Genomic DNA, 18,973 nt, shown 5'->3' on the forward strand with positions numbered 1-18,973 from the left:
TTCAGGTGAACGGGCGGATCTGCAGTTCCCTGTTCATCACCTTCAGGCGCTTCAGGGACTGAAACACATCCTGGGGCATCCCTTTGGGCAGGTCCACCAGGCTGTGGGATTCGAAGATCTGGATGCGGCCGATCATCCGCCCCTGCAGACCGGATTCATTGGCGATCGCCCCCACCAGGTTGCCTGGTTTAACCCGGTCGCGATGGCCCACCTCGACACGGAATCGCTCCATGTTGTCTTCGGGTGGTCGGGAGGGGCGCTCCTGCCGACGTCGGTCGCCGCGTTCGCCGCCACGGCTGCTGAGTCGATCTTCGCGCGTGCGGCCGCGGTTGGCGTTCTGTAGCCAGCTTTCATCTCCCTGCACGAGCAGCGGCTGGTCGCCCACCGCCAGGGTGAGGGCGGCCAGGGCGAGTTGCTCCATGCTCAGGCTGTGCTCCTGGGCGACGCGCTGCAGCAGTTCCTGCAGGAGGGGGCCTTCATCCGCCTGGCGCTCAGCGCCATCACCGTTGGCCACGGCCGTCAGTTTCTGGCGCAGATTGTCGAGCCGGGCCTGATTGATCTCGGCATTGCTCGGGATCTGCATCGGCTCGATCGGTTGCCCGGTTGCCCGCTCGAGGTTGTTGACAAACCGGCGCTCTCGAGGCGTGACAAACAGAATTGCCTCACCGCTGCGACCGGCCCGGCCGGTGCGACCGATTCGGTGCACATAGGCCTCACTGTCGAAGGGCATGTCGTAATTGATCACGAGGCCGATGCGTTCCACATCCAGGCCCCGTGCTGCCACATCGGTGGCCACCAGGATGTTCACCGTGCCTTTGCGTAGGCGCTCCACCGTGCGCTCCCGCTGATTTTGGGGCACATCACCGTTGAGGACGGCGACGTCATGACCGGCCGCCTCCAGGTTTTCCGACACCGTGAGAGTGATCGCCTTGGTGCGGGCAAAAATGATCACCCCTTCGCCGGTGACCGCCTCCAGTACACGGTTGAGCGCTTCCAGCTTGTGGCTGTTCTGCAGCGTGATGCAGCGTTGACGGATGCGTCGGGCTTCCTTTTCCTGCGTTTTGATCGTGATTTCTGCCGGTTCGCGCAGATAGCGCTTGGATAAGCGACGAATTTCGGCCGGCATCGTGGCCGAAAAGAGCACCACCTGGCGTTCTTCTGGCAACTGATCGAGGATCCATTCGACATCGTCGATGAAACCCATGCGCAGCATTTCATCGGCTTCATCGAGCACGAGGCTGCGCAGATGGCTGGTGTTCAGCGTGCCCTGGCGCATGTGATCCATCACTCGCCCCGGGGTGCCCACCACCACATCCACCCCACGCTTGAGGCTGTGGATCTGGGAGCGGAAGTCGGAACCGCCGTAGATCGCCAGCACATTCAGGTGGGGATGGCCGGCTGCATAGGCCTTGAACGACTCGGCCACTTGCATGGCCAGTTCCCGAGTGGGAGCGAGCACCAGCACCTGGGGGCCCGGTCCCTCCGACTGCAGCCTCTCGAGCAGGGGCAGGGCGAAGGCGGCGGTCTTGCCGGTGCCGGTTTGGGCCTGTCCCACCAGGTCCCGGCCCAGCATCAGCTCGGGAAAGGCGGCCCGCTGGATCGGTGAAGGTTCCTGATAGCCCTTGCTGGCCAGGGTGCGCAGGAGCGCCTCACTGAAGCCAAAGCCGTCAAAGCCCGACGCCGCATCCTGCGGGTTGTTGATCACGGTGGTGAAGAGGGGATCTTCCGAGCCCGACGCTGCATTGGTCACGCTGGCCGGAGGGGCGTCGTCGATCGTGGCGGCGCTGAGATCCACCGAACACGACAGCTCACTGCCGTGCGTTGCACTCTGGGTCATGTCGAAAAGGCACTGGCCTGATTGATCCTTCAAATCAGGCCTGCAACGTCCAATCGGTCGGAACCGTGATGTATTGCTTGCCCTTCCTTCAAAGGCTTTGACTCAACCTATCACCCGACCGAAGTCATCTTCTAGGCGTTCGATATCGCTTTCGCGCAGATCTGTGCCGTGTTGCACTTCGATGATCAGGAGATCTCCCCGGCCGGCGCGGGCGCGATGGATGGCGCCGCAGGGGATGTGCAGAGTCGTGCCCGGTGTTGCTGGATGCCAGTGGCCCTCGCAGTAGAGCTCGCCCCTGCCGGCCGCCACCGTCCAGTTTTCACTGCGGTGCTGATGCCGTTGCAGGCTCAGGCGTTGCCCCTCGCGAATCCAGAGCCGCTTGAGCTTGTAGCCGGGTCCTTCGAGCAAATCCTCATACCAGCCCCAGGGCCGCTCGACCCGTGGGCCAGGCTGCAGGTTCACGATGTCGCTGCGATCGCTGACTCCAGCTTGGCGGGATCCGTCGCGCGGAGCAGCAACAGTTGTTGGCTGGCCCGGGTGATCGCGGTGTAGAGCAGCGCCGTGGTGGTGTCGTGTGGCGTGTCAGACATCGTGTCGGGCCAGAGCACCAGCACCCGATCGGCTTCGCTGCCCTGGGCCTTGTGAATGGTGAGCGCCAGGGCGGGTTCGAGGCGCATCAGGCGTGCCGGGTGGAACAGACGGAGCTGCGTTTCACCCCTGGCATCGACGGAGCGGAACAGCAGGCGACGCTGCTCGCCCAACCCCACCGTCAGGCCCCGGTCGCCATTGGCCAGCCCCAGCTCATCCTGGTTCTCGGCGCAGAGCACGGGCACGCCAATAGGCCAATCCTGCACGCCACCGGCAGGCAGCAGACTTCGATGCACCGCATCCACTCCCCAGGGCCCGCGCCGCCGGGGGCAGAGCACCTGCAGGCTGTCCAGGCCCTGCAACACCGTGTCAGCGGCTTCGGCATTGAAGGCACCGCTTTCTCCCGGTTCCGGTTGGACGCTCTGCAAAGCAGCACGCAGCTGTTGCAGTTGCTCCTGCAATGCCTCGATCACCACCGACGGGATGGTGCGCCGGTCAGCCCGCTGCAGCTCAACGTTGGTCTCGGCAAGGGCAGCGCTGAGTCGATCAGGCGCTGCCGCTGCCCAGAACGCCTCCATGCCCTCCTGAAGCAGCACGGCGCTGAGGTGGGCCAGGGCGCCGCGGTTGCGATACACCCGATGCAGCTCCACCGCTGCGGTGCCGAACCGTTGCCGCTGAGCCGGCTGTTGCAGGTGGCTCCAGACCGCGCCCACGCCGATCGGGGGCAGCTGGGCGGCATCACCCACCAGGATCAGCTGGGCGTTCGCCGGTAAGGCCTCCAGCAGGGCTGTGGCCATGGCCAGGTCCACCATCGAGAGCTCGTCCACCACCAGCAGATCGAGAGGCAGGGGCCGGTGGCGGTGGCGGCCATAGCCGCCGGGCCTGGCTTCCAACCAGCGATGCAGGGTGGCGCAGGGCAGTTGCCCCAAGCGCTCCTGCAGGGGCAGCGGCAGCTGGGGCAGGCCCGAACGGATCGCCTCCTGCAACCGTGCCGCCGCTTTCCCGGTGGGGGCCGCGAGGCCGATCCGCAGGTCTGCCTGGTGCTGCAGAGCCTGGGCGAGCATGCGCACCACCGTGCTCGTTTTTCCAGTGCCCGGCCCACCGCTCAGCAAGACGACCCGATGGCGCCCGATCGCGGCGACCGCCTCGCGCTGCTCCTGATTCAGCCCGTTCAGGAGGTTCGGATCCACGGGGGCGGATGGGACCAACCGGTCTGGGGCACAGCGCTGCAGCAGGACCTCCACCAATTGCGCCATGCCCTGCTGCCATCGGCGGAAGGCGAGCTTGGCGCCCTCCCGCACCAGAGGGGCATCGGGCCCATCCAGCCAGCCGCTCGCTTCCACCGCTTCGAGCTGCTCGGCGGCAACGACACTGTGGCTGGCACCGCTTGCCAGGGCCTCGACCAGGGCGAGCACCACGGCATCGAGGTGGGTCGAATCCCGGCGCGGTGGTACGAGGCGGCGCAGGGTGGCCAGCACGCCCTGCGCCAGGGCCAGGGAGGCCTCGCTGGCGCCAGGGTTGGAGCGGCTGCTTTCAGCTATGGCGGGGAAGGGAAGGGTCATGGCACTCCCCCGTTGAGCACGCGATCCAGAGCCAGAATTCGCCGCACCGGCGCCGTCTCCACCAGCACCCCCGGGGTGATGTCTCCGTCCTGGACGTTGACGTTGTTGATGCCTGCGGCTTGGACCTCGGGAAGGCCACGCAAAAAGACATAGACGTAGCCGCCGAGATGGCGTTCGGGCGCGTAGTCATGCAGGCGCCAGCGCAGAAAGCGATGCAGCGCCACCAGGTAAAGGTGGGCCTGCAGGGGGTAGTGGTGGTGCACCATCTCCCGCTCCAGAGCTTTGGGGTGGTAATGGCTGGGCCCACAGGCCAACGCCTGACTCGCTGGATCACGCTGCCCCAGCCAGTTGCTTTTCCAGTCCGCCACCCACCAGCGGCCGGTCTGGGGATCGGGGTCATCGCAGAACACCAGATCGATGGAGCCGGTGAGGTAGCCGCGGCTGTGGATGCTCAGCTGGGAGATTCGGGCGGCGTAATCGCCCCCGAAGCGCGCTTCGGCTTGCACGCGAAAGGCTTCAGCGAGGTTGCGGGCCAACACGGCCTCGCCGTCGTGGGCCACGGGTAAATCGAAGTTCAGTTCATGGCGGCGGCGGTCGGCGTTGATCTGCTGGAGACGGAGCTGGCCCAGGGCGCCCCCCAGCGGTGCCAGGAGCAAGCGTTGCAGCCCTTGCTGCACTGCTCCAGCCCAGTCCGGTGCCAGTCCGGCCCGGCGCAGTTCTTGCTCGATCGCGTCACGACTGGCTGCATCCTCCGCAAGCGTGTCAAAGCCAACCCGCTCGAGAATGCGATGGAGGCAGTCGCCAGCAGCCGGCCCGCGCGGGAACTCGCAGAGGGGCCCGTTGGCGCTCTCCTCCGCCGGCAGGGCCTCCGCTGCCCCATCGAGTTCAGCCTCCGGATCCTGGTCTCGGCCCTCCTCCTGGCGATGGGGATCCGACGCGTTGGCGCTCCAGGCGGAATAGCTACTCCGCCCCCAGAGCCGATCCAAGGGGCGTTGCGGCACAGATCCCAGCTGATGGTCCTGGATCTCGGCCGTGCGCTGCCAGCGGCGCCGCGGCGTGTCCGGGGAGAGCACCAGCGGATGGAGACCCTTGGGTCTGGCTTGCAGCCAGCTCTGCAGGGGGCCTGCTTCCTGGCCGCTCGCCTGGGCGTTGATCAGGATCAGCTGGCGCACGGCCCGGGTCATCGCCACGTAGGCGAGTCGTTCCGCCTCTGCGCGGTTGTCGCCGTCTTCCTGGGCTGCCATCGCCGCTCCCGCACCCCACTCGCGGTTGAGGGCCACCACCCAGCGGCCGTGATGGCGCCAGAGCGGTCCCTGGGCCGGCGCCGGTTCCTGCCAGAGATAGGGGCAGATCACCACCGGATATTCCAGGCCTTTGCTGCGGTGCACGGTGACCACTGCAATGGCGCTCTCGGCCGTGTCGCTGTGGGGTTGGCGTTCCTCCGGTAACGCCTCCAGCGGTTGCAGGCGTTGGCGCCGCAACCAGTCGGCGGCGCTGGCGAGATCCAGACCCAGGCGATGCATGGCGTCCTGCACCAGGCGGGCGCTCTGTTGCAGATCGCTCCCAAAGCGCCCTCGTTCCGAGAGGCTGGCGACGGTGTCGCTTTCCATCACCTGGGCGAGACAGCCGAGCAGGCCGAGATGGTCCCACTGGGCCGCCAGGACGTCGATGCGTTGGGCCAGGCGATCCAGCTGGCCGTTGTCTTCCGCTGCCTTCAGCTCCGCCGCTGACCACTGCACCAGGGCGGAGCAGGCAAGCAGCCGCAGGCGGGCGCCATCGGCAGGGTTGGCCAGGCTGTCGAGCAGGCGTTGCAGCGCCTCCGCCGCCCCTGTCGCCAGCACATCACCCTGGCTCACCAGACGGCTGGGCAGGCCGCTGGCGGCGAGCTGGCGGCGCATCGCTTCCGCCTGGCGGTGTTTGCTCACCAGGATGCAGAGATCACCGGGCTGGAGCGACGGCTGCCTGTGCAGAAGGTCGATGGCGATCTGCGTCACGATCCTGGGCAGTTGCTCGTCCAGGGCGGTTTTGCTGGAGGCGCTTCCCTCCGCCGTCAGGTCGAGCAGCTGCAGGGGGCCTTGCGCGCCGTTTTCGCTGAGGGGTTCCGCGCTGCTTTTGGCCTCCAGCGCCGGCACTTCCAGCTGAGAGTGGAGCAGCCCAGGCGCCATGAAGCGGTTCAGGGCCTGCATCAGGGGGGCGGTGGTCCGGAAGTTGTCGAGCAGGGCGTCGATGCGATCGGCCCGCGCGCGCGCCAGTCGATAGGTGTTCAGGTCGCCGCCGCGGAAGCGGTAGATCGCCTGTTTCGGATCGCCCACCATCAACAGCAGGTGCGTCTCGCTGCCCGCGAACACGCTGCGCAACAAGCGCCACTGCAGCGGATCGGTGTCCTGGAATTCATCGATCAGGGCGACCCGGTAGCGGCGGCGCAGCGCTTCGACCACCGCCTGCTGGCGTTCCGGCGGCTGGGTGGCTGGATCGAGCGCATCGAGCAGCCCGGAGAAGCCGATCACGCCGCGCCGTTCGCGCCGTTGGCGGAGGGCCGCCAGTCCCCACGGCAGAGCATGGCGCCAGACCTGCTCGGCCGGTCCATCCCAGAGATCGGCAATTGCCGTCATCAGGCCAGGGCAGGGCAGGCTGGCGGTGGCGTCTCCGGCCTGGCGCGCCACGCGGCTGAACTGGCCCGGGTGGAAGTAGCCGCCGAGCAGCTCCTGGGTGCGCACGCTGTCGTAGCGGGGAGCGGCGGGGCAGGCCTCCTGCTGCTGCACCCAGGCATGGAGCAGTTGCTGGCGTTGCTTGCGCGGTTTCGGGCTGTAGTCGCCGGTTTTCTTGAGGCCGGCGCGGCTGCGCCAGTCGGCGGCGGCAGCGCGGAAGGCGGTCTCGAGCGCTTCCCCGTCCTGCCGCCAGGCTTCGACGAAGTGTCGCCAGCGTTCCGATCGCCAGTGCTCGAACTGCTCGCGAAGGTTCTGCTTCGGATCGGGGGCGTCGGTGCCGGGATCGAGAGCAACGCCGCTGTCGCCATCCAGGCGCACCAGGGCTTGGCTGAGGGCCTCGGCGGAGAGTCCGGCCGCCTGCAGACCGCGCAGGTCCCCAGGTTCAAGCTGCAGCACCTGCTCGTGCCAGTAGTCATGGGCCACTTCCCGGCACAGCCGGTCGCTGTCGCTTTCCAGGGCAGGGTCCATCGCCTGGCCGCTCTGCAGGGCCTGACGCTGCAAGGTGCGACGGCAGAAGCCATGGATCGTGGTGATGTCGGCCCGCTCGAGGCTTTCCAGGGCGCTGAGCAGACGACTGGCGAGCTCGCGGCAACGGCCGGCCTCCTGGCCCTGCCGTGCCAACCAGTCGAGCAGCACCGGATCAGCTCCGGCCTGCGCAGCGGCTGAATCCTCAGGGGTCTGGTTCGCAAGCAGGCCCTGAAGGGCCTGCTCTAGGCGCCGACCGATGCGATCGCGCAATTCCGCCGCTGCCGCATCGGTGAAGGTGACCACCAGCAGTTGGTTGAGATCCAGGTCACGTTCCGTGACCAGGCGCAGCACCAGGTGGGCGAGGGCGAAGGTTTTTCCGGTGCCAGCACTGGCTTCAAGCAGGCGCACACCGGGATCGAGCGGATAGGTGTTGTGCTCGAACCGTTTCATCGCTGCAGGTGCTCCACCAGGGGCTGGTACAGGCCGTGGAAGGCCTCCTCGAAACCCGGTGCCTCCAGCAGCTGATCGCTGTCACAGCCCTCGCCGAAGCAGAGGCGCATCTCCGGTCGCTCCCGCTCAGGGAAGGCCTGGAAGTCGCCTTGCCACTGGCTGCGGAAGGCCCGGTTGGCGGCGTCTTCGCCTTTATGCAGCTGCAGCGCCCGCGTTAAGCCGCTGTCGGGAGGCACCGGCCAGCAGTGGTGCCAACCCTTTAGGGCGCAGGCCTGCAGGGTGTGGAGATATGCCACGGCCCGATCCGGGTCGAACCCTCGCCAGCGCAGGGCCACAGCAAATCGGTCGCTGGTGCCCCTGCCCGTGTCGCGGGCGATCATCACCGTGTCGCGGCCCTCAGCTGCCGCCTGCGCCTGCAGATGCTGCCACCAGCCGCGGAGAACCCCCCGAGCGCGCAAGCGTCCAGGCTGGGCGACCACCAGGGTGTCGCCGGCGACCAGGCGCCCACCTTGCCGACGCACGGATCCGACTTGCAGCAGGGCGCTCTGCAGGCTTTGCCAGCGCTGCTCCAGGCGATCGGTCTCCACTGCGGCGGCGGCGGCAGGGGGGAGCCAGCCTCGGCCCCGGCTGCGTTCCAGCCAGTGCCCCGGTTCCGGTTCGCTCCAGCCGCGATCGATCTCAGCCTCGGGTAGCTGATCAATCCGTTGTTGCAGGCTCTCCTGCAGCAGCGCCTGCCTGTCCCGTTCCGCCAGGTCGAGGGCCTCGAAGTCTTCGATCGGCTCCAGCCATTCCTGGGGCCTGAGGCCTTGCTCCTCCAGCCAGACCCGTTGGGGGGCCACCAGCCAGCGTTCGATCTGCTCCCCATCCAGCGAACCGAGATCCTGCGAACCGTTGGCCTCCTCTTCGGTGGCGTCGCTGAGGGCCCAATGCAGCGGTTGGGCCAGGCCCTCCTGGGCATCGCTTGTGCTGGTTGTCATGGCAGAGCCTCCCTCCCCCCTGAGGGCCTGATCAAGGCAGCGGCGCGCCAGCAGCAGGCGTTGGTCACAGCTCGCCAGAACAACCGGTGCCTGTGGTTGGAAGTTGGTCGGATCGAGCGGATTGGCGGCGGGTTGAAGCCGCAACGCCCTCATGGCGTCGGGGCCCAGTTGCTCTTCAAGCAGCGACAACCACTGCTGCACCGGCGCCGCGGGCGGCAACGACTCCCCCCGTCGCTCGTCGCGGGCGTTCCAGCTGATCAGCAGATGTTGGCGCGCCGAGAGCAGGGCCTCGAGCAGGGCGTAGCGGTCCTGATCGCTGGGGGAGGGATCCCCCAGCCGGCGTTGCTGTTCGAGCAGATGGAAACCGGGGCGCTCGCTCTGCCTGGGAAAACTGCTGGCATCCAGCCCCATCAGGACGATCACCCGGTGAGGGATGGCGCGCATCGGTTCCAGGGCGCTGATCGTCACGGCGCCACTGCGATGACCGAAGCGACCGCTGTCGCGCGAGAGCACTTCCCGCAATACCGCCACCACCACGCTCGGTTCCAGCTGCAGAGCACAGGTGTCCGCCCGTTCCCGCCAGCCCTCCAGAGCCGCCAATACCGCTTGCTTCTCTTCGCTCCAGGCGCCGCCATCGCCATAGAGCTCCTCCAACAGGGTGAGCAGCAGGGGGATCCAGTCGCTGCAGCGACGCGGCTGGCCGAGGCGGTCGAGCCAGCGGGCGACTCGATCGAGCAGGGGCCACCAGCGGCCCAGCTGCTCCGGTGTCAGCCCATCGCTGAATGGGGCGGTGTCACCGTTGCCCACCGTGGTGGCGTCATCAAACACCAGGCCGAGCAGCCAGCGATCCAGGCACCAGCGCAGGCTGTGGGTGGGATCGCCGCGCCGGTCGCGCCCATCCAGGCCCCAGCGGAAGCCGCAGCGCTGCAGGCAGCGATGGATCGCCTCCACCTCGCTGCGCTCGAGCTGTTGCGCCGCCTGCAGGGCCGGGTTGGCGAGCAGTTGCTCGAGGCCTGTGGCCGTCAGGCGTTCACCGGCCATCTCCAGGAGTTGGAGTACGCTCTGGCAGAGGCCGGGACTGTCCTGTTGGCTGCGGTCGGTGAGGCGCCAGGGCAGGGCGACGCCCGTGGCCGCGGCGTCGTTGAAGACCGAGCTCAGCAGCGGCGCGAAGCGATCAATCTGAGGGGTCATCACCAGCACATCCCGGGGTTGGAGCGTCGGGTCCGCCGCCAGCCACTGCAGGATCTGATCGCGCACCAGTTGCACCTCGCGCCAGCGGCCTGGACTGGCCAAAAAGCGGAGTGACTCGTCTCCCGCCCGATGCTGCAGGTCGGTGTCCTGCGCCACCACCAGCTGCTCCTGCAGTTGTTCCAGCAGGGAGGGACGTCGGTTCGCCTCGAGGGCGTTGGTCATCGGCGCGGCGAAGAGATCCCCGTCGGTGCGTTCACCCAGCTGACAGTCGCCGCTGCCTTCGAGCAGCAGCTGAAATTCCGCACCCATGCGCCCTGCCATCGCCTCCAGTCGTGGTGCCTCCAGCAACCAGGACCCATCCAGGGGGGCCTGCCAGTGGTCGCCCAGCCGGCGTCGCCGTTGCCCCGAGCGTTGCCAGAGATCTGGGCAGGGGGTGAGCAGAAACAACTGCACGTCGATCACGCCCGAGAGGGCCTGCAACAGCTCCACCTGCACCGGCGCCATGCTGCTGATTCCGAACAGGCGCAGCTGCCTGGGCAGGCGCTCGGTTGGCGCTGCACCGGAGCGCAGCCGTTGCACGGCATGCCGCACCTGGAGGCCAAAGGGGGGGGAGGGGCAGTGTCGGGCCAGCCGTTGCACCAGCAGGGGTTGCCACTGCAGGGCGGTTGGCAGGTCCGGGTCCGGGCCGCTGCGGTGCAGCCAACGCTCCAGCTCGTCGGGCCGATACAGGGCGTAATCGTCGATTGCATCGGCGAGGCTGCGGGCGAGCAGCCAGCGGTCCCGGTTCAGCTGATCGGGGCCGCTGGGATGCAGGGCCATCCATTGGCGCAGCGGTTCAGCCATCGCTTCCTCCAACAGGTCTGGAAGCACCTCGAGCACGCGCCACACCAGCCCCTCCGCCCGCCAGGGATCGTCGGCAGCATCGGGTTGCGTGGCGTCGCCATCAAGGCTGCGGACCAGCTGACGCAAGCGGGAGCCTGGGAAGGGGAACCGCACCAGGGCGCTGATGCCGTTGACGGCCGCGAGCTGCTCCCCGAGCCAGCGGCTGGTGGGCCAGGTGTTGACCATCACCTCCACCTCGTCGAACGGTGCCGGTGGCGCCAGCCTCAGCTGCTCCGCCAGGATCCGGGCCAGCCATTCCGCCCGGTTGCTCCGGTAGACCGTCAGCAAGGCACGCGCTCGACCTGATCGGCGCGCTGCTGCAGGGCGGGGCTGGGCAGGGCGGTGTGTCCGATCACCTGCACAACGGCATCGCTTTCCGGGCAGTAAGCGGTGAGCAGTCCTCCGTACACCGCGCCGGTGTCGATCATCACGATGTCCCCTTTGCGCTCCACCGAGGGTCTGGGCGTGTGGCCCACCACCACCCGGCCATAGCGACCGTCGTAGCTGTCCCAGAAGGGTTCGCGGATGCGCAGGTCCGGTCGGCCCTCGGGATCGAAACCGGCGTGGGTGGCGACCCAGCCATCACCGCGATAGAGATCCGGCAGGCGGCGGAGGCGTTGCAGCCATTGCCGCGTAAGGCCATCGCCGAGCTGGCGATAGGTGTCGATGGTGAGCAGCTGGCTGTCGCTGCGCCCGGGGCTCCGTTCGAGGCCCTCGATCAATGCCTGTTCGTGGTTCCCGCGCAGCCAGGTGGCGCGACCTGTGCAGACCAGATCCCACACGAGGTTGATGGTTTCGGTGATCCCCGGGCCGCGGTTGATCACATCACCACAAAACACCAGGTGATCGCCCGCGGGCAACACACTCAGCAGCCGCCGCAGCGGCTGATGGCAACCGTGCACATCGCCGATCACCCAGTGACGAGGCGCCACAGCCACGGGATGACCTCTCTCAGCATCACATCGCTTCGGATTCTGACGAACGGCCGGGGTCGTGTCAGCAACCCTGCCTACGGTGTTGCCTCGCTGAGACGAGAGCTGTGAATCCGCGCTCATTGCCGGTGGCCCGCCGGGTCGCCCTGTTGGTCAAGGCGCTCGATGGGGCGCCACGCACGAATGAGGCCCTGGCCAAGGCCGCCGATGGTGAAGCGATGTTGGATGTGCTGGTGTCGGCGTCCGAAAAACTCGGCCTGGGCCTGACCCGGGAGGAGTTGAGCCGAACGCCGCCGATTCGCGACTGGATCTGGTGGCACGGCAAACAGGCTCCGATCACTATCGGCAATTGAGCGGCTAACGATCGATTTCTTGCTCAGGTTTCACCAGGGGTAATCCTCCGGTTTGGCATCCGGCGGGCAGGGATCGGACGCCCGCCCTCCCGGCAGATCCTCATCGCCGATGATGTCGTTGAGGTAAGCGGCGCAGAGTTGTTCGGGGGTGAGTGAATTCACCCAGCTCTGCCAGCCTCCGCCGGAATCCGCCCACGCCGCCCCGGCACTTGTGAGCACCAGGCTGAGGGCCAGGGGGAACAGGCAGGAGCGGTGGGGCATGGCTGAGCAGGGCGTCGGGGTCAACTCAATGGGCCGCCACCAGGGAGGCGAGGGCTTCGGGGATCGTGGCGCTCGGGGCTTCGAACTGCCCCTCCACCACAAATTCAAGCCGCAATTTCATGAAGGTGATGAAGCTGGCGTCGGTGGACACCACCGCTGCGGCCGGCTGGGGCACCTGGGCAGCCAGATCCTTCAGCTCCGGAGCGCTGAGGAAGGCCGGTTGGCGCACTAACCAGAAATCAATCTCCCGGCCCTGCTCGCTGTAGTGACGCTGGCGCTCCCGCAGCACCTCATCGAGCGGCTCCTCCTCGGTGAGGAAGCGTTCGCTGGCGGCGACGAAGTGATACGTGGTCATGACGGGGTGCTTCCAAAGAGCGGCTCACGGCGGGGATTCTGAACCAGACGCTTCATTTCGCTGACGGCGCTCTGCAGGCCGACCGCCAGGGCGCGGGCCACGATCGTGTGGCCGATGTTCAGCTCCTCCATGCCTTCGATCGCCGCCACCGGCTCCACGTTCTGGTACGTGAGGCCATGGCCGGCGTTGACGCGCAGGTCGAGGTTGCGGGCGATGAATGTGCCTTCGATCAACCGCGCCAGCTCCAAGGGCTGGTCGGGCCACGCCGCTTCGGCGTAGCGGCCGGTGTGCAGTTCCACCCAGCGAGCTCCCGTGGTGCGGCAAGCCTGTAGTTGGCGTGTGTCGGCATCCACAAACAGGCTCACGCCAATCCCGGCGTCCTGCAATCGGCCCACCAGTCGCTGGAGCGGCTCTACCTGGCCGGCCACATCGAGGCCCCCTTCGGTGGTCACCTCCTCGCGCTTTTCCGGCACCAGGGTCACCATGTCGGGGCGGATCCGCAGGGCGATCGCTTCCATCTCGGTGGTAGCCGCCATCTCCAGATTGAGCCGGCTGCGCACCGTCTGACGCAGCAAGTCCACGTCGCGGTCCTGGATGTGGCGACGGTCTTCGCGCAGATGCACGGTGATGCCATCCGCGCCGCCCAGTTCGGCCAGCAGGGCGTAGCTCACCGGATCGGGCTCAACGGTGCGGCGGGCCTGACGCACGTTGGCGATGTGGTCGATGTTCACACCGAGGCTGGCCACGCTGGAGTCGCGAACGTTGAATTGAATCTATGCAGCGGCACCCGGCGAGCGGCCGAAGGATCAACTGCCCAGCAGAGCCAGGAAAGGCCGGCTTCGGCCTTTAGGTTTCCTGCCGTTCGATGACCACGCCGACGCGGTGACCTCCAGCCTGGCGACACGTGAAAGTGCCCTGGGTTCGGGGATTGACCCCTTCTGGGCCCCCTTGGCGATGGTGCTCACCCAGGACCTGGCCTTGAAGGCCTATTTCCGAGAGCGCATCGTGCTGGGAGCGGAGCGGTTGCCTTTGGAGGGTCCCCTGCTACTGGCTCCAACCCATCGGGCTCGCTGGGATGCCCTGATGCTGCCGATGGCGGCGGGACGGCGCATCACTGGGCGTGATTGCCGCTTCATGGTGACCCGCACGGAGATGGATGGGGCCCAGGGGTGGTTTCTGCATCGGCTCGGCTGCTTCGCCGTCGATCAGGGGCGACCGTCCCTGACCACCCTGCGCTTCGCGATCGATCTCCTCGCCGCTGAGCAGCAGGTGGTGGTGTTCCCGGAGGGGCGGATCAACCGCACGGATGACCCCATCCGCCTGCAGCAAGGATTGGCGCGCCTGGCTCAGCTCGCCCATCGCCAAGGGGTTCCGGTGCGGGTGCTGCCTGTCGGGTTGGCTTACAGCCAGGCTTTGCCACGTTTCTGCGCCAGGGCGGCCATCTGTTTCGGCGAAGTCATGGACGTCGAGGGCCATGGCAGGGAGGCGGCTCGCGCCTTCAACGCCGAACTGGCCCAGCGCATGCAATCAGCTGAACAAGCGGCCCGGGAGGCGGTGGGCCGTCCCCTCAGCTCCCCTTAAAGTCCGGCCACTGTTCCGGTCTGTTCATGCGTTCCTGCCTCTCGCTGACCGCCTTGGCTCTGGCGGCTGGCCTGTCGCTGACTCCCGGTGTCGCCATGGCTCAGGCCGATGGTGCTGCCGACAGTGGTGTCGCCAAGGTGCTCGCCAGTGGTGGTGCCGGTTTCAACGTGGCTGCGGTGCAGGATCTGATCAACCGTGGTGATGCTGCGGTGGCGGCCGGCAATCTCCCGGAGGCGCGCAAGGACTACGACAACGCCCGCTCTGCTGCGAAGCAGCTCCTAGCGTTTTACCGCGATCTGAGCGGTGCCTTCCGCGGTCTCGATGCCCGCATCCCCAGGGAAATGGATGCGAAAGGCCGGGCCGCTCTGGGGCTTTTGGCGGAAGCGAATCTCCGCCTCGCCGCCCTGTTCCGGCGTCAGAACCAGCCGGAGGTGGCGGTGCCCGTGCTGGTGGAGGTAGTTCGTCTGATGACCCCGTCGCAACCGCAGGGCCAGAAGGCTTACCAGAGCCTGGTGGAGCTCGGCTTTGTCGAGACGCCGTTCGCGGCAGCGAAAACCACCCCTGCGAACTGACACGCCTGGTTGTTGCCACGTCGGTGGCAGCCGCCATCTGTCAGCATCGGCACGCATCTGAGACAGGCGCTCATGGTTCAACCCGATGCAGTGGTGGCGGCGATCCGTCATGCCCTACCGGATGCCCAGGTGGAGGTGGAGGACCTCACCGGTGGCGGCGATCACCTCCAGGTGACGGTGGTGTCGAGCGGCTTCAGCGGGCTCAACCGGGTTCGCCAGCATCAGCTCGTTTACAAGGCCCTGCGCGATGAGCTCGCCAGTGAGGCGATTCATGCCCTGGCCCTCAACACCTCAACGCCTACCTAATCGCCGCTCGTCTTTTATCCCATTGCTCTTCCGTCATGGATGCCCAGACCAAGGCCCGCATTGAGAGCCTGATTCAATCCAGCCCGATTGTCGTGTTCATGAAGGGCACCAAGCTGATGCCCCAGTGCGGCTTCTCCAACAATGTGGTGCAGATCCTGAATGCCCTCGGTCTGCCGTTTGAAACCTTCGACGTGCTCTCCGATATGGAGATCCGTCAGGGCATCAAAGAGTTCTCCGATTGGCCCACAATCCCCCAGGTGTATGTGAAGGGGGAATTCATCGGCGGATCGGACATCCTTATCGAGATGTACAACTCCGGTGAGTTGAAAGAAAAGCTTGAGGTGGCGCTCGCGTCTTAATGCTGCGGTTGCCTGAACAGGGTGCTCAGGTCGCCGTCGGGTCCGATGAAGCTGGAAGGGTCAAGGATCCAGCGATCCACCAACCCTTCCAGCCTGGCCTGCTCGCGTGGTTCCAGGCTGCCGGTTTTCCGCAGGGCGTGGAGGTAACCGTCCGCATAGAGCCGGAGCTCCGCAGGACTGTGATAACGGTTTGTCAGCTCCTGGCAGGCGTCACACAGCGACTGGAAGTGTCGAATCGCCTCCGGATGCTGCAGAGATGTCATGGCCAGTGAGGACGGCAGCCTCTGTTACCAGCGTGCCTTGAAATTGGCCTTAGCGTAAGCATGCACTCCATCGGCTTGTGACCTCCTCCTCCCGCGATCTGCTGCAGAACGGAGCGCCGCCAGCTCCTGCAGCCACCTCCATGCGATCCAGCGGGAGTCCGAAGGAGCCGTCACGGGTGCTGGTGGTGGAACCGCATCCCACCCTGCGCACCGTTCTGGTGCAGCGTCTGCGTCAGGACGGCCACCTCACGGCGGCGGTGGCCACCGCCGCCGAGGCTTTAGAGGTGTGCCAGGAGCAATCGCCCGATCTGTTGGTGAGTGCTGAGATCCTTGAGCAGAGTTCCGCCCTGCGGCTGGGTCAGCAGCTGCGCTGTCCAGTGATTGTGCTCACGGCCCGTTCCGGTGCCGAGCCCGTGGTGGGCCTTCTCGATGATGGTGCCGATGATGTGCTCCGCAAACCGTTTGGGTTAGAGGAGCTGGCGGCCCGTTGTCGCACCCTGCTGCGCCGTGGCGGCACCGGACTGCAGGAGCAGGTCACGGTGGGGCCGCTGCAGGTGCATCTGCTCCTCCGCCAGGTGACGCTGCGCGAGAAGCCCGTGGAGCTGAGCCCGCGGGAATTTGCCCTGCTCTGTGCCCTGCTGATGCCACCGGGGATGGTGCGCAGTCGCCAGGACCTGTTGCGCATGGCCTGGCCCCCCTTCAGCGGTGGGCCGCGATCAGTGGATACCCAGGTGCTCACCCTGCGGCGCAAGTTGGAGCAGGCCGGTCTCGGTGAAGGTGGCGGCATCACCACCGTGCGCCAACAGGGCTATCGCTTCAGCCTGGAGGGCCTGCCGGCAGCGTGAGCCAGCCGACTCTCATCGCTCCGAACACGACCAGTTCCGACGTGAGCATGAGGGTGGCGAGCACTGCAAGGAGCTGATAAGTCCAGGGAGGGGTGAGCCGTTGCACCTGGGAGGTGTCCACGCCGCTTGCGGCCTGGAAGCGCGCGAGAAAATCGTTGAAGCGATCGAGCCGCTGAGGCAACAGATAGTGCTCCTGGCGGGCACTGCTCACGTAATACACCGTGCCGCCCTGACTGGTGCCCATGGGAATGAGGCGGCTGATCTCCTGCCAGGGCAGCTGCCAGCCGCGACGCAGCAACCAGGCGCACCAGCGTGGATATCCCACCTGGATCCTCTGGTCATTGAGAAGCACCTCTTCACTGAGCAGCGCCCACACCAAAGCAAGGCCGATCGGCGTGGCGAGAAGCAGCAGGGGGCGAAGTCCGGCTGGTGCTATCAGGGGGAGAGGCAGCACCAACGCCAGGTAGACGCCGATCAGCGTGCCCCGGATCAGTGGTGAGATCTGGAATCGTTCGTCCATCGCCTCCATCTCAGCGATCGTCGGCGGAACCGGGAAGCGGCTCGATCAGGTCACTGGGGCTGTAGCGGCCCTCGAACACTTCGGCTTCGCGACCTTTCCAGAATTCCCCAAGCCGCATCAGATCAGCATGGGCCTCCTGAATGCTGCGCATGTAGGCCTCCGGACTCATCTCCTCACGGGCTTCCTTGAGTTTCGCCAGCCGGAGCATCTGCAGCATCCAGGGTTTACCCAGCTCACCCCGCTGCTCGATGTAGCGGGCCAGATCCGCTGCGCTCGGGGTGCTGTCGCTGGAGGCGGCCATAAAGCTACACAAGACGCTTGATGGCGACACCCTATGGAGAGGGGGGCAGGCGCTGTGAGTGGGGAGCGTTGCCCCCGGCTTCTTGCCTTGGTCTGATCAGGCTGGCAGCGCCCAGTGGTTCAGGCCCAGATCGGCGCCGATGCGGTGGGCGCAGGCAAAGCCGCTGAAGGCAACGGCATTGAGCCCCTGGCCGGGGAAGCAGGAATCTCCCACGCAATAGAGGTGATTCACGCCGGTGCGGTTGAAGGGCATGGGCAATAGGCCGGGCAGGCGCAGCGCCGGGATCGGGCCGTAGCTGCCGCCCATGCGGCCGAGGAAGCGGCGGTGGGTACGGGGGGTGCCGATCTCCTGGTGGCGAATAGCGGCGCCGAGGCCGGGGAGAATCGCTTCGAGCCGCTGCACCAGCCGTGCTGCGTCGGCGCTTTTCTTGGCTTTGTACTCGGCGGGGCTGAGCTTGGTCCAGGCCTGGATGTCACTGGGGGTGAAGGTGTGCACGATGTGCCGGCCTTCCGGCGCCAGGGAGGGATCAAGCAGCGTCGGGATCGACACGAAGATCACCCCCTGCTCGCTTTCCATCTCGGCCCAGTCGTCGAGCAGCAGGTGGTGGCAATGGAAGCCTTCGGGAATCACCGAGGCGTCTACGCCCAGGTGCAGCGAGAGGAAGGAGGGGGAGGGCTTGTAGCGGCGGCGCCAGGTGGTTTCGGCTTTGGGGGTGTGGGCGGCGTCCACGAGTGCGGCGCTTCTGGGTCGCTGCACATCAGCGCTTTCCTGCGGGGTTTCAAAGGTGTCCCAGCGGCTGGCGTTGCTCACCACGCGGCGGGCGCGCAGCTCCTCGCCATCGGCCAATCGCACACCCACAGCCTGACCATGCTCAATCAACACCTTCACCACGCGTGCCTTGTAGCGGATGGCGCCGCCATGGCTCTCCAAGCCGGCCACCAGCTTCTCGGCGATCACTCCCACGCCGCCTTTGGGATAGTTGATGCCGCCGGCATGGCGATCGGAGAACACCATCCCCGCATTGATCATCGGCGTGAGGTCTGCGGGCATCACGCTCCAGCAGAAACACTCCATGTCGATCAGCTTGAGCAGCCGGTCGTCTTGGATGTGCTTGCGGGCTACATCGCCCACGTTGAACGGCAGCCAGCTGGCCAGGCCCAAGCAGGCCAGCGGCGCCTTGAAGAACACCTTCGTGAGATAGGCCGGGTCTTCGAGCGAGAGCAGCGGCATCGCATCGAGGCACTTGAACACCTGCCAGCAGGTGTCGTAGAAGGTTCGGATGCCTTCGGCTTCGTGGGGGAAGAGGGTGGAGAGCCGCGCGATGAAGGCCTCGTAGTCGCGGTCCACCGCCACGTTCAGGTCGCCGGGCAGGTGGTATTCCAGCTGCACTGGATCGGGCACCGTGTCGCAGTGCTGGCCCACATCGGCCAGGGCGCGGGTGAGCAGGTTGGTGTGGCCCCTGTCTCCGAAGCCAAAGATCATTGAGGCGCCCACATCAAAGGTGTAGCCCTCGCGCCGGAAGCTGCCGCCCGAGCCCCCAGGGATCAGGTAGCGCTCGAGCACCAGCGTTTTCGCGCCCTTCGCCGCCAGCTGGGAAGCGGTGACCAGGCCGCCGATGCCCGAGCCGATCACGATCACGTCCCAGTGAGGCTTTGGCACGGA

The 18,973-nt window shown here is 66.6% G+C and carries 19 protein-coding genes; 6 read left to right on the forward strand and 13 right to left on the reverse strand.

Translation table 11 applies throughout. The features are described from left to right. Position 1: 1 nt before the first annotated feature. The 6 genes from SynWH8101_RS04710 to SynWH8101_RS04735 all read right to left on the reverse strand — a co-directional run bounded on the left by SynWH8101_RS04710 (position 2) and on the right by SynWH8101_RS04735 (position 11,601). Positions 2-1,837 carry a DEAD/DEAH box helicase gene (locus SynWH8101_RS04710; RefSeq protein WP_130128779.1) on the reverse strand — a complete coding sequence of 612 codons (1,836 nt, stop codon included), beginning with the start codon at positions 1,835-1,837 and terminating at the stop codon, positions 2-4. Between the two features lie 102 nt (positions 1,838-1,939). Further along, positions 1,940-2,299, reverse strand: a complete 360-nt coding sequence (locus SynWH8101_RS04715) for a phosphomannose isomerase type II C-terminal cupin domain (RefSeq protein ID WP_130128780.1) — start codon at positions 2,297-2,299, stop codon at positions 1,940-1,942. Continuing rightward, a complete protein-coding gene (locus SynWH8101_RS04720; RefSeq protein WP_130128781.1) occupies positions 2,296-3,987 on the reverse strand; it encodes an AAA family ATPase in 1,692 nt (563 codons plus the stop codon). Before SynWH8101_RS04720 ends, SynWH8101_RS04715 begins: the two co-directional genes overlap by 4 nt. After that, the gene (locus SynWH8101_RS04725; protein ID WP_130128782.1) at positions 3,984-7,613 is read right to left on the reverse strand and encodes a UvrD-helicase domain-containing protein; all 3,630 of its coding nucleotides are present in this window, start codon (positions 7,611-7,613) and stop codon (positions 3,984-3,986) included. Before SynWH8101_RS04725 ends, SynWH8101_RS04720 begins: the two co-directional genes overlap by 4 nt. Next, entirely contained in the window at positions 7,610-10,951 is a 3,342-nt protein-coding gene (locus SynWH8101_RS04730; protein ID WP_130128783.1) for an exodeoxyribonuclease V subunit gamma, read from the reverse strand. Before SynWH8101_RS04730 ends, SynWH8101_RS04725 begins: the two co-directional genes overlap by 4 nt. Beyond that, positions 10,945-11,601, reverse strand: coding sequence for a metallophosphoesterase (locus tag SynWH8101_RS04735; RefSeq protein ID WP_130128784.1), 657 nt, complete (start codon positions 11,599-11,601; stop codon positions 10,945-10,947). Before SynWH8101_RS04735 ends, SynWH8101_RS04730 begins: the two co-directional genes overlap by 7 nt. Before the next feature lie 101 nt (positions 11,602-11,702). Between SynWH8101_RS04735 and SynWH8101_RS04740 the strand changes: the two genes are divergently transcribed. After that, positions 11,703-11,948 carry a hypothetical protein gene (locus SynWH8101_RS04740; RefSeq protein ID WP_130128785.1) on the forward strand — a complete coding sequence of 82 codons (246 nt, stop codon included), beginning with the start codon at positions 11,703-11,705 and terminating at the stop codon, positions 11,946-11,948. A 30-nt stretch (positions 11,949-11,978) separates the two neighbouring features. Here SynWH8101_RS04740 and SynWH8101_RS04745 read toward each other — a convergent pair whose 3' ends face one another. The 3 genes from SynWH8101_RS04745 to SynWH8101_RS04755 are packed head-to-tail and all read right to left on the reverse strand — an operon-like array spanning position 11,979 to position 13,310. Further along, entirely contained in the window at positions 11,979-12,209 is a 231-nt protein-coding gene (locus SynWH8101_RS04745) for a hypothetical protein (RefSeq protein WP_130128786.1), read from the reverse strand. 25 nt (positions 12,210-12,234) lie between these two features. Further along, entirely contained in the window at positions 12,235-12,564 is a 330-nt protein-coding gene (locus SynWH8101_RS04750; protein ID WP_130128787.1) for an MgPME-cyclase complex family protein, read from the reverse strand. Next, entirely contained in the window at positions 12,561-13,310 is a 750-nt protein-coding gene (locus tag SynWH8101_RS04755; protein WP_130128788.1) for a pyridoxine 5'-phosphate synthase, read from the reverse strand. The genes SynWH8101_RS04750 and SynWH8101_RS04755 overlap by 4 nt, the downstream gene beginning before the upstream one ends. Before the next feature lie 136 nt (positions 13,311-13,446). Here SynWH8101_RS04755 and SynWH8101_RS04760 point away from each other — a divergent pair, with 136 nt between their 5' ends. From SynWH8101_RS04760 to grxD, 4 genes are all read left to right on the forward strand, one after another. Continuing rightward, positions 13,447-14,145 carry a 1-acyl-sn-glycerol-3-phosphate acyltransferase gene (locus tag SynWH8101_RS04760; protein WP_174719498.1) on the forward strand — a complete coding sequence of 233 codons (699 nt, stop codon included), beginning with the start codon at positions 13,447-13,449 and terminating at the stop codon, positions 14,143-14,145. A 26-nt stretch (positions 14,146-14,171) separates the two neighbouring features. Next, entirely contained in the window at positions 14,172-14,717 is a 546-nt protein-coding gene (locus SynWH8101_RS04765; RefSeq protein WP_130128789.1) for a hypothetical protein, read from the forward strand. A gap of 72 nt (positions 14,718-14,789) precedes the next feature. Then, positions 14,790-15,023 carry a BolA family protein gene (locus SynWH8101_RS04770; protein WP_007100156.1) on the forward strand — a complete coding sequence of 78 codons (234 nt, stop codon included), beginning with the start codon at positions 14,790-14,792 and terminating at the stop codon, positions 15,021-15,023. Positions 15,024-15,058: 35 nt separating this feature from the next. Further along, positions 15,059-15,382 carry a Grx4 family monothiol glutaredoxin gene (gene grxD, locus SynWH8101_RS04775; RefSeq protein ID WP_130128790.1) on the forward strand — a complete coding sequence of 108 codons (324 nt, stop codon included), beginning with the start codon at positions 15,059-15,061 and terminating at the stop codon, positions 15,380-15,382. Here the strand turns inward: grxD and SynWH8101_RS04780 are convergent. After that, a complete protein-coding gene (locus SynWH8101_RS04780) occupies positions 15,379-15,645 on the reverse strand; it encodes a DUF6761 family protein (RefSeq protein ID WP_130128791.1) in 267 nt (88 codons plus the stop codon). The two genes, grxD and SynWH8101_RS04780, sit on opposite strands and share 4 nt — an antisense overlap. A 140-nt stretch (positions 15,646-15,785) precedes the next feature. On the opposite strand from SynWH8101_RS04780, the gene SynWH8101_RS04785 reads away from it, so the two are divergent. Next, complete coding sequence (locus SynWH8101_RS04785; protein WP_130130346.1) at positions 15,786-16,490, forward strand: response regulator transcription factor; 705 nt, start codon at positions 15,786-15,788, stop codon at positions 16,488-16,490. Here the strand turns inward: SynWH8101_RS04785 and SynWH8101_RS04790 are convergent. The 3 genes from SynWH8101_RS04790 to crtH all read right to left on the reverse strand — a co-directional run bounded on the left by SynWH8101_RS04790 (position 16,462) and on the right by crtH (position 18,970). Beyond that, positions 16,462-17,019, reverse strand: coding sequence for a hypothetical protein (locus SynWH8101_RS04790; RefSeq protein WP_130128792.1), 558 nt, complete (start codon positions 17,017-17,019; stop codon positions 16,462-16,464). The two genes, SynWH8101_RS04785 and SynWH8101_RS04790, sit on opposite strands and share 29 nt — an antisense overlap. A 1-nt stretch (position 17,020) precedes the next feature. After that, positions 17,021-17,311, reverse strand: a complete 291-nt coding sequence (locus SynWH8101_RS04795; RefSeq protein WP_130128793.1) for a hypothetical protein — start codon at positions 17,309-17,311, stop codon at positions 17,021-17,023. A gap of 96 nt (positions 17,312-17,407) precedes the next feature. Next, complete coding sequence (gene crtH / locus SynWH8101_RS04800) at positions 17,408-18,970, reverse strand: carotenoid isomerase (RefSeq protein ID WP_130128794.1); 1,563 nt, start codon at positions 18,968-18,970, stop codon at positions 17,408-17,410. Between the last annotated feature and the right edge of the window lie 3 nt (positions 18,971-18,973).

This window comes from Synechococcus sp. WH 8101, assembly GCF_004209775.1.
In the GTDB taxonomy this organism is placed as follows: Bacteria; Cyanobacteriota; Cyanobacteriia; order PCC-6307; family Cyanobiaceae; genus Synechococcus_C.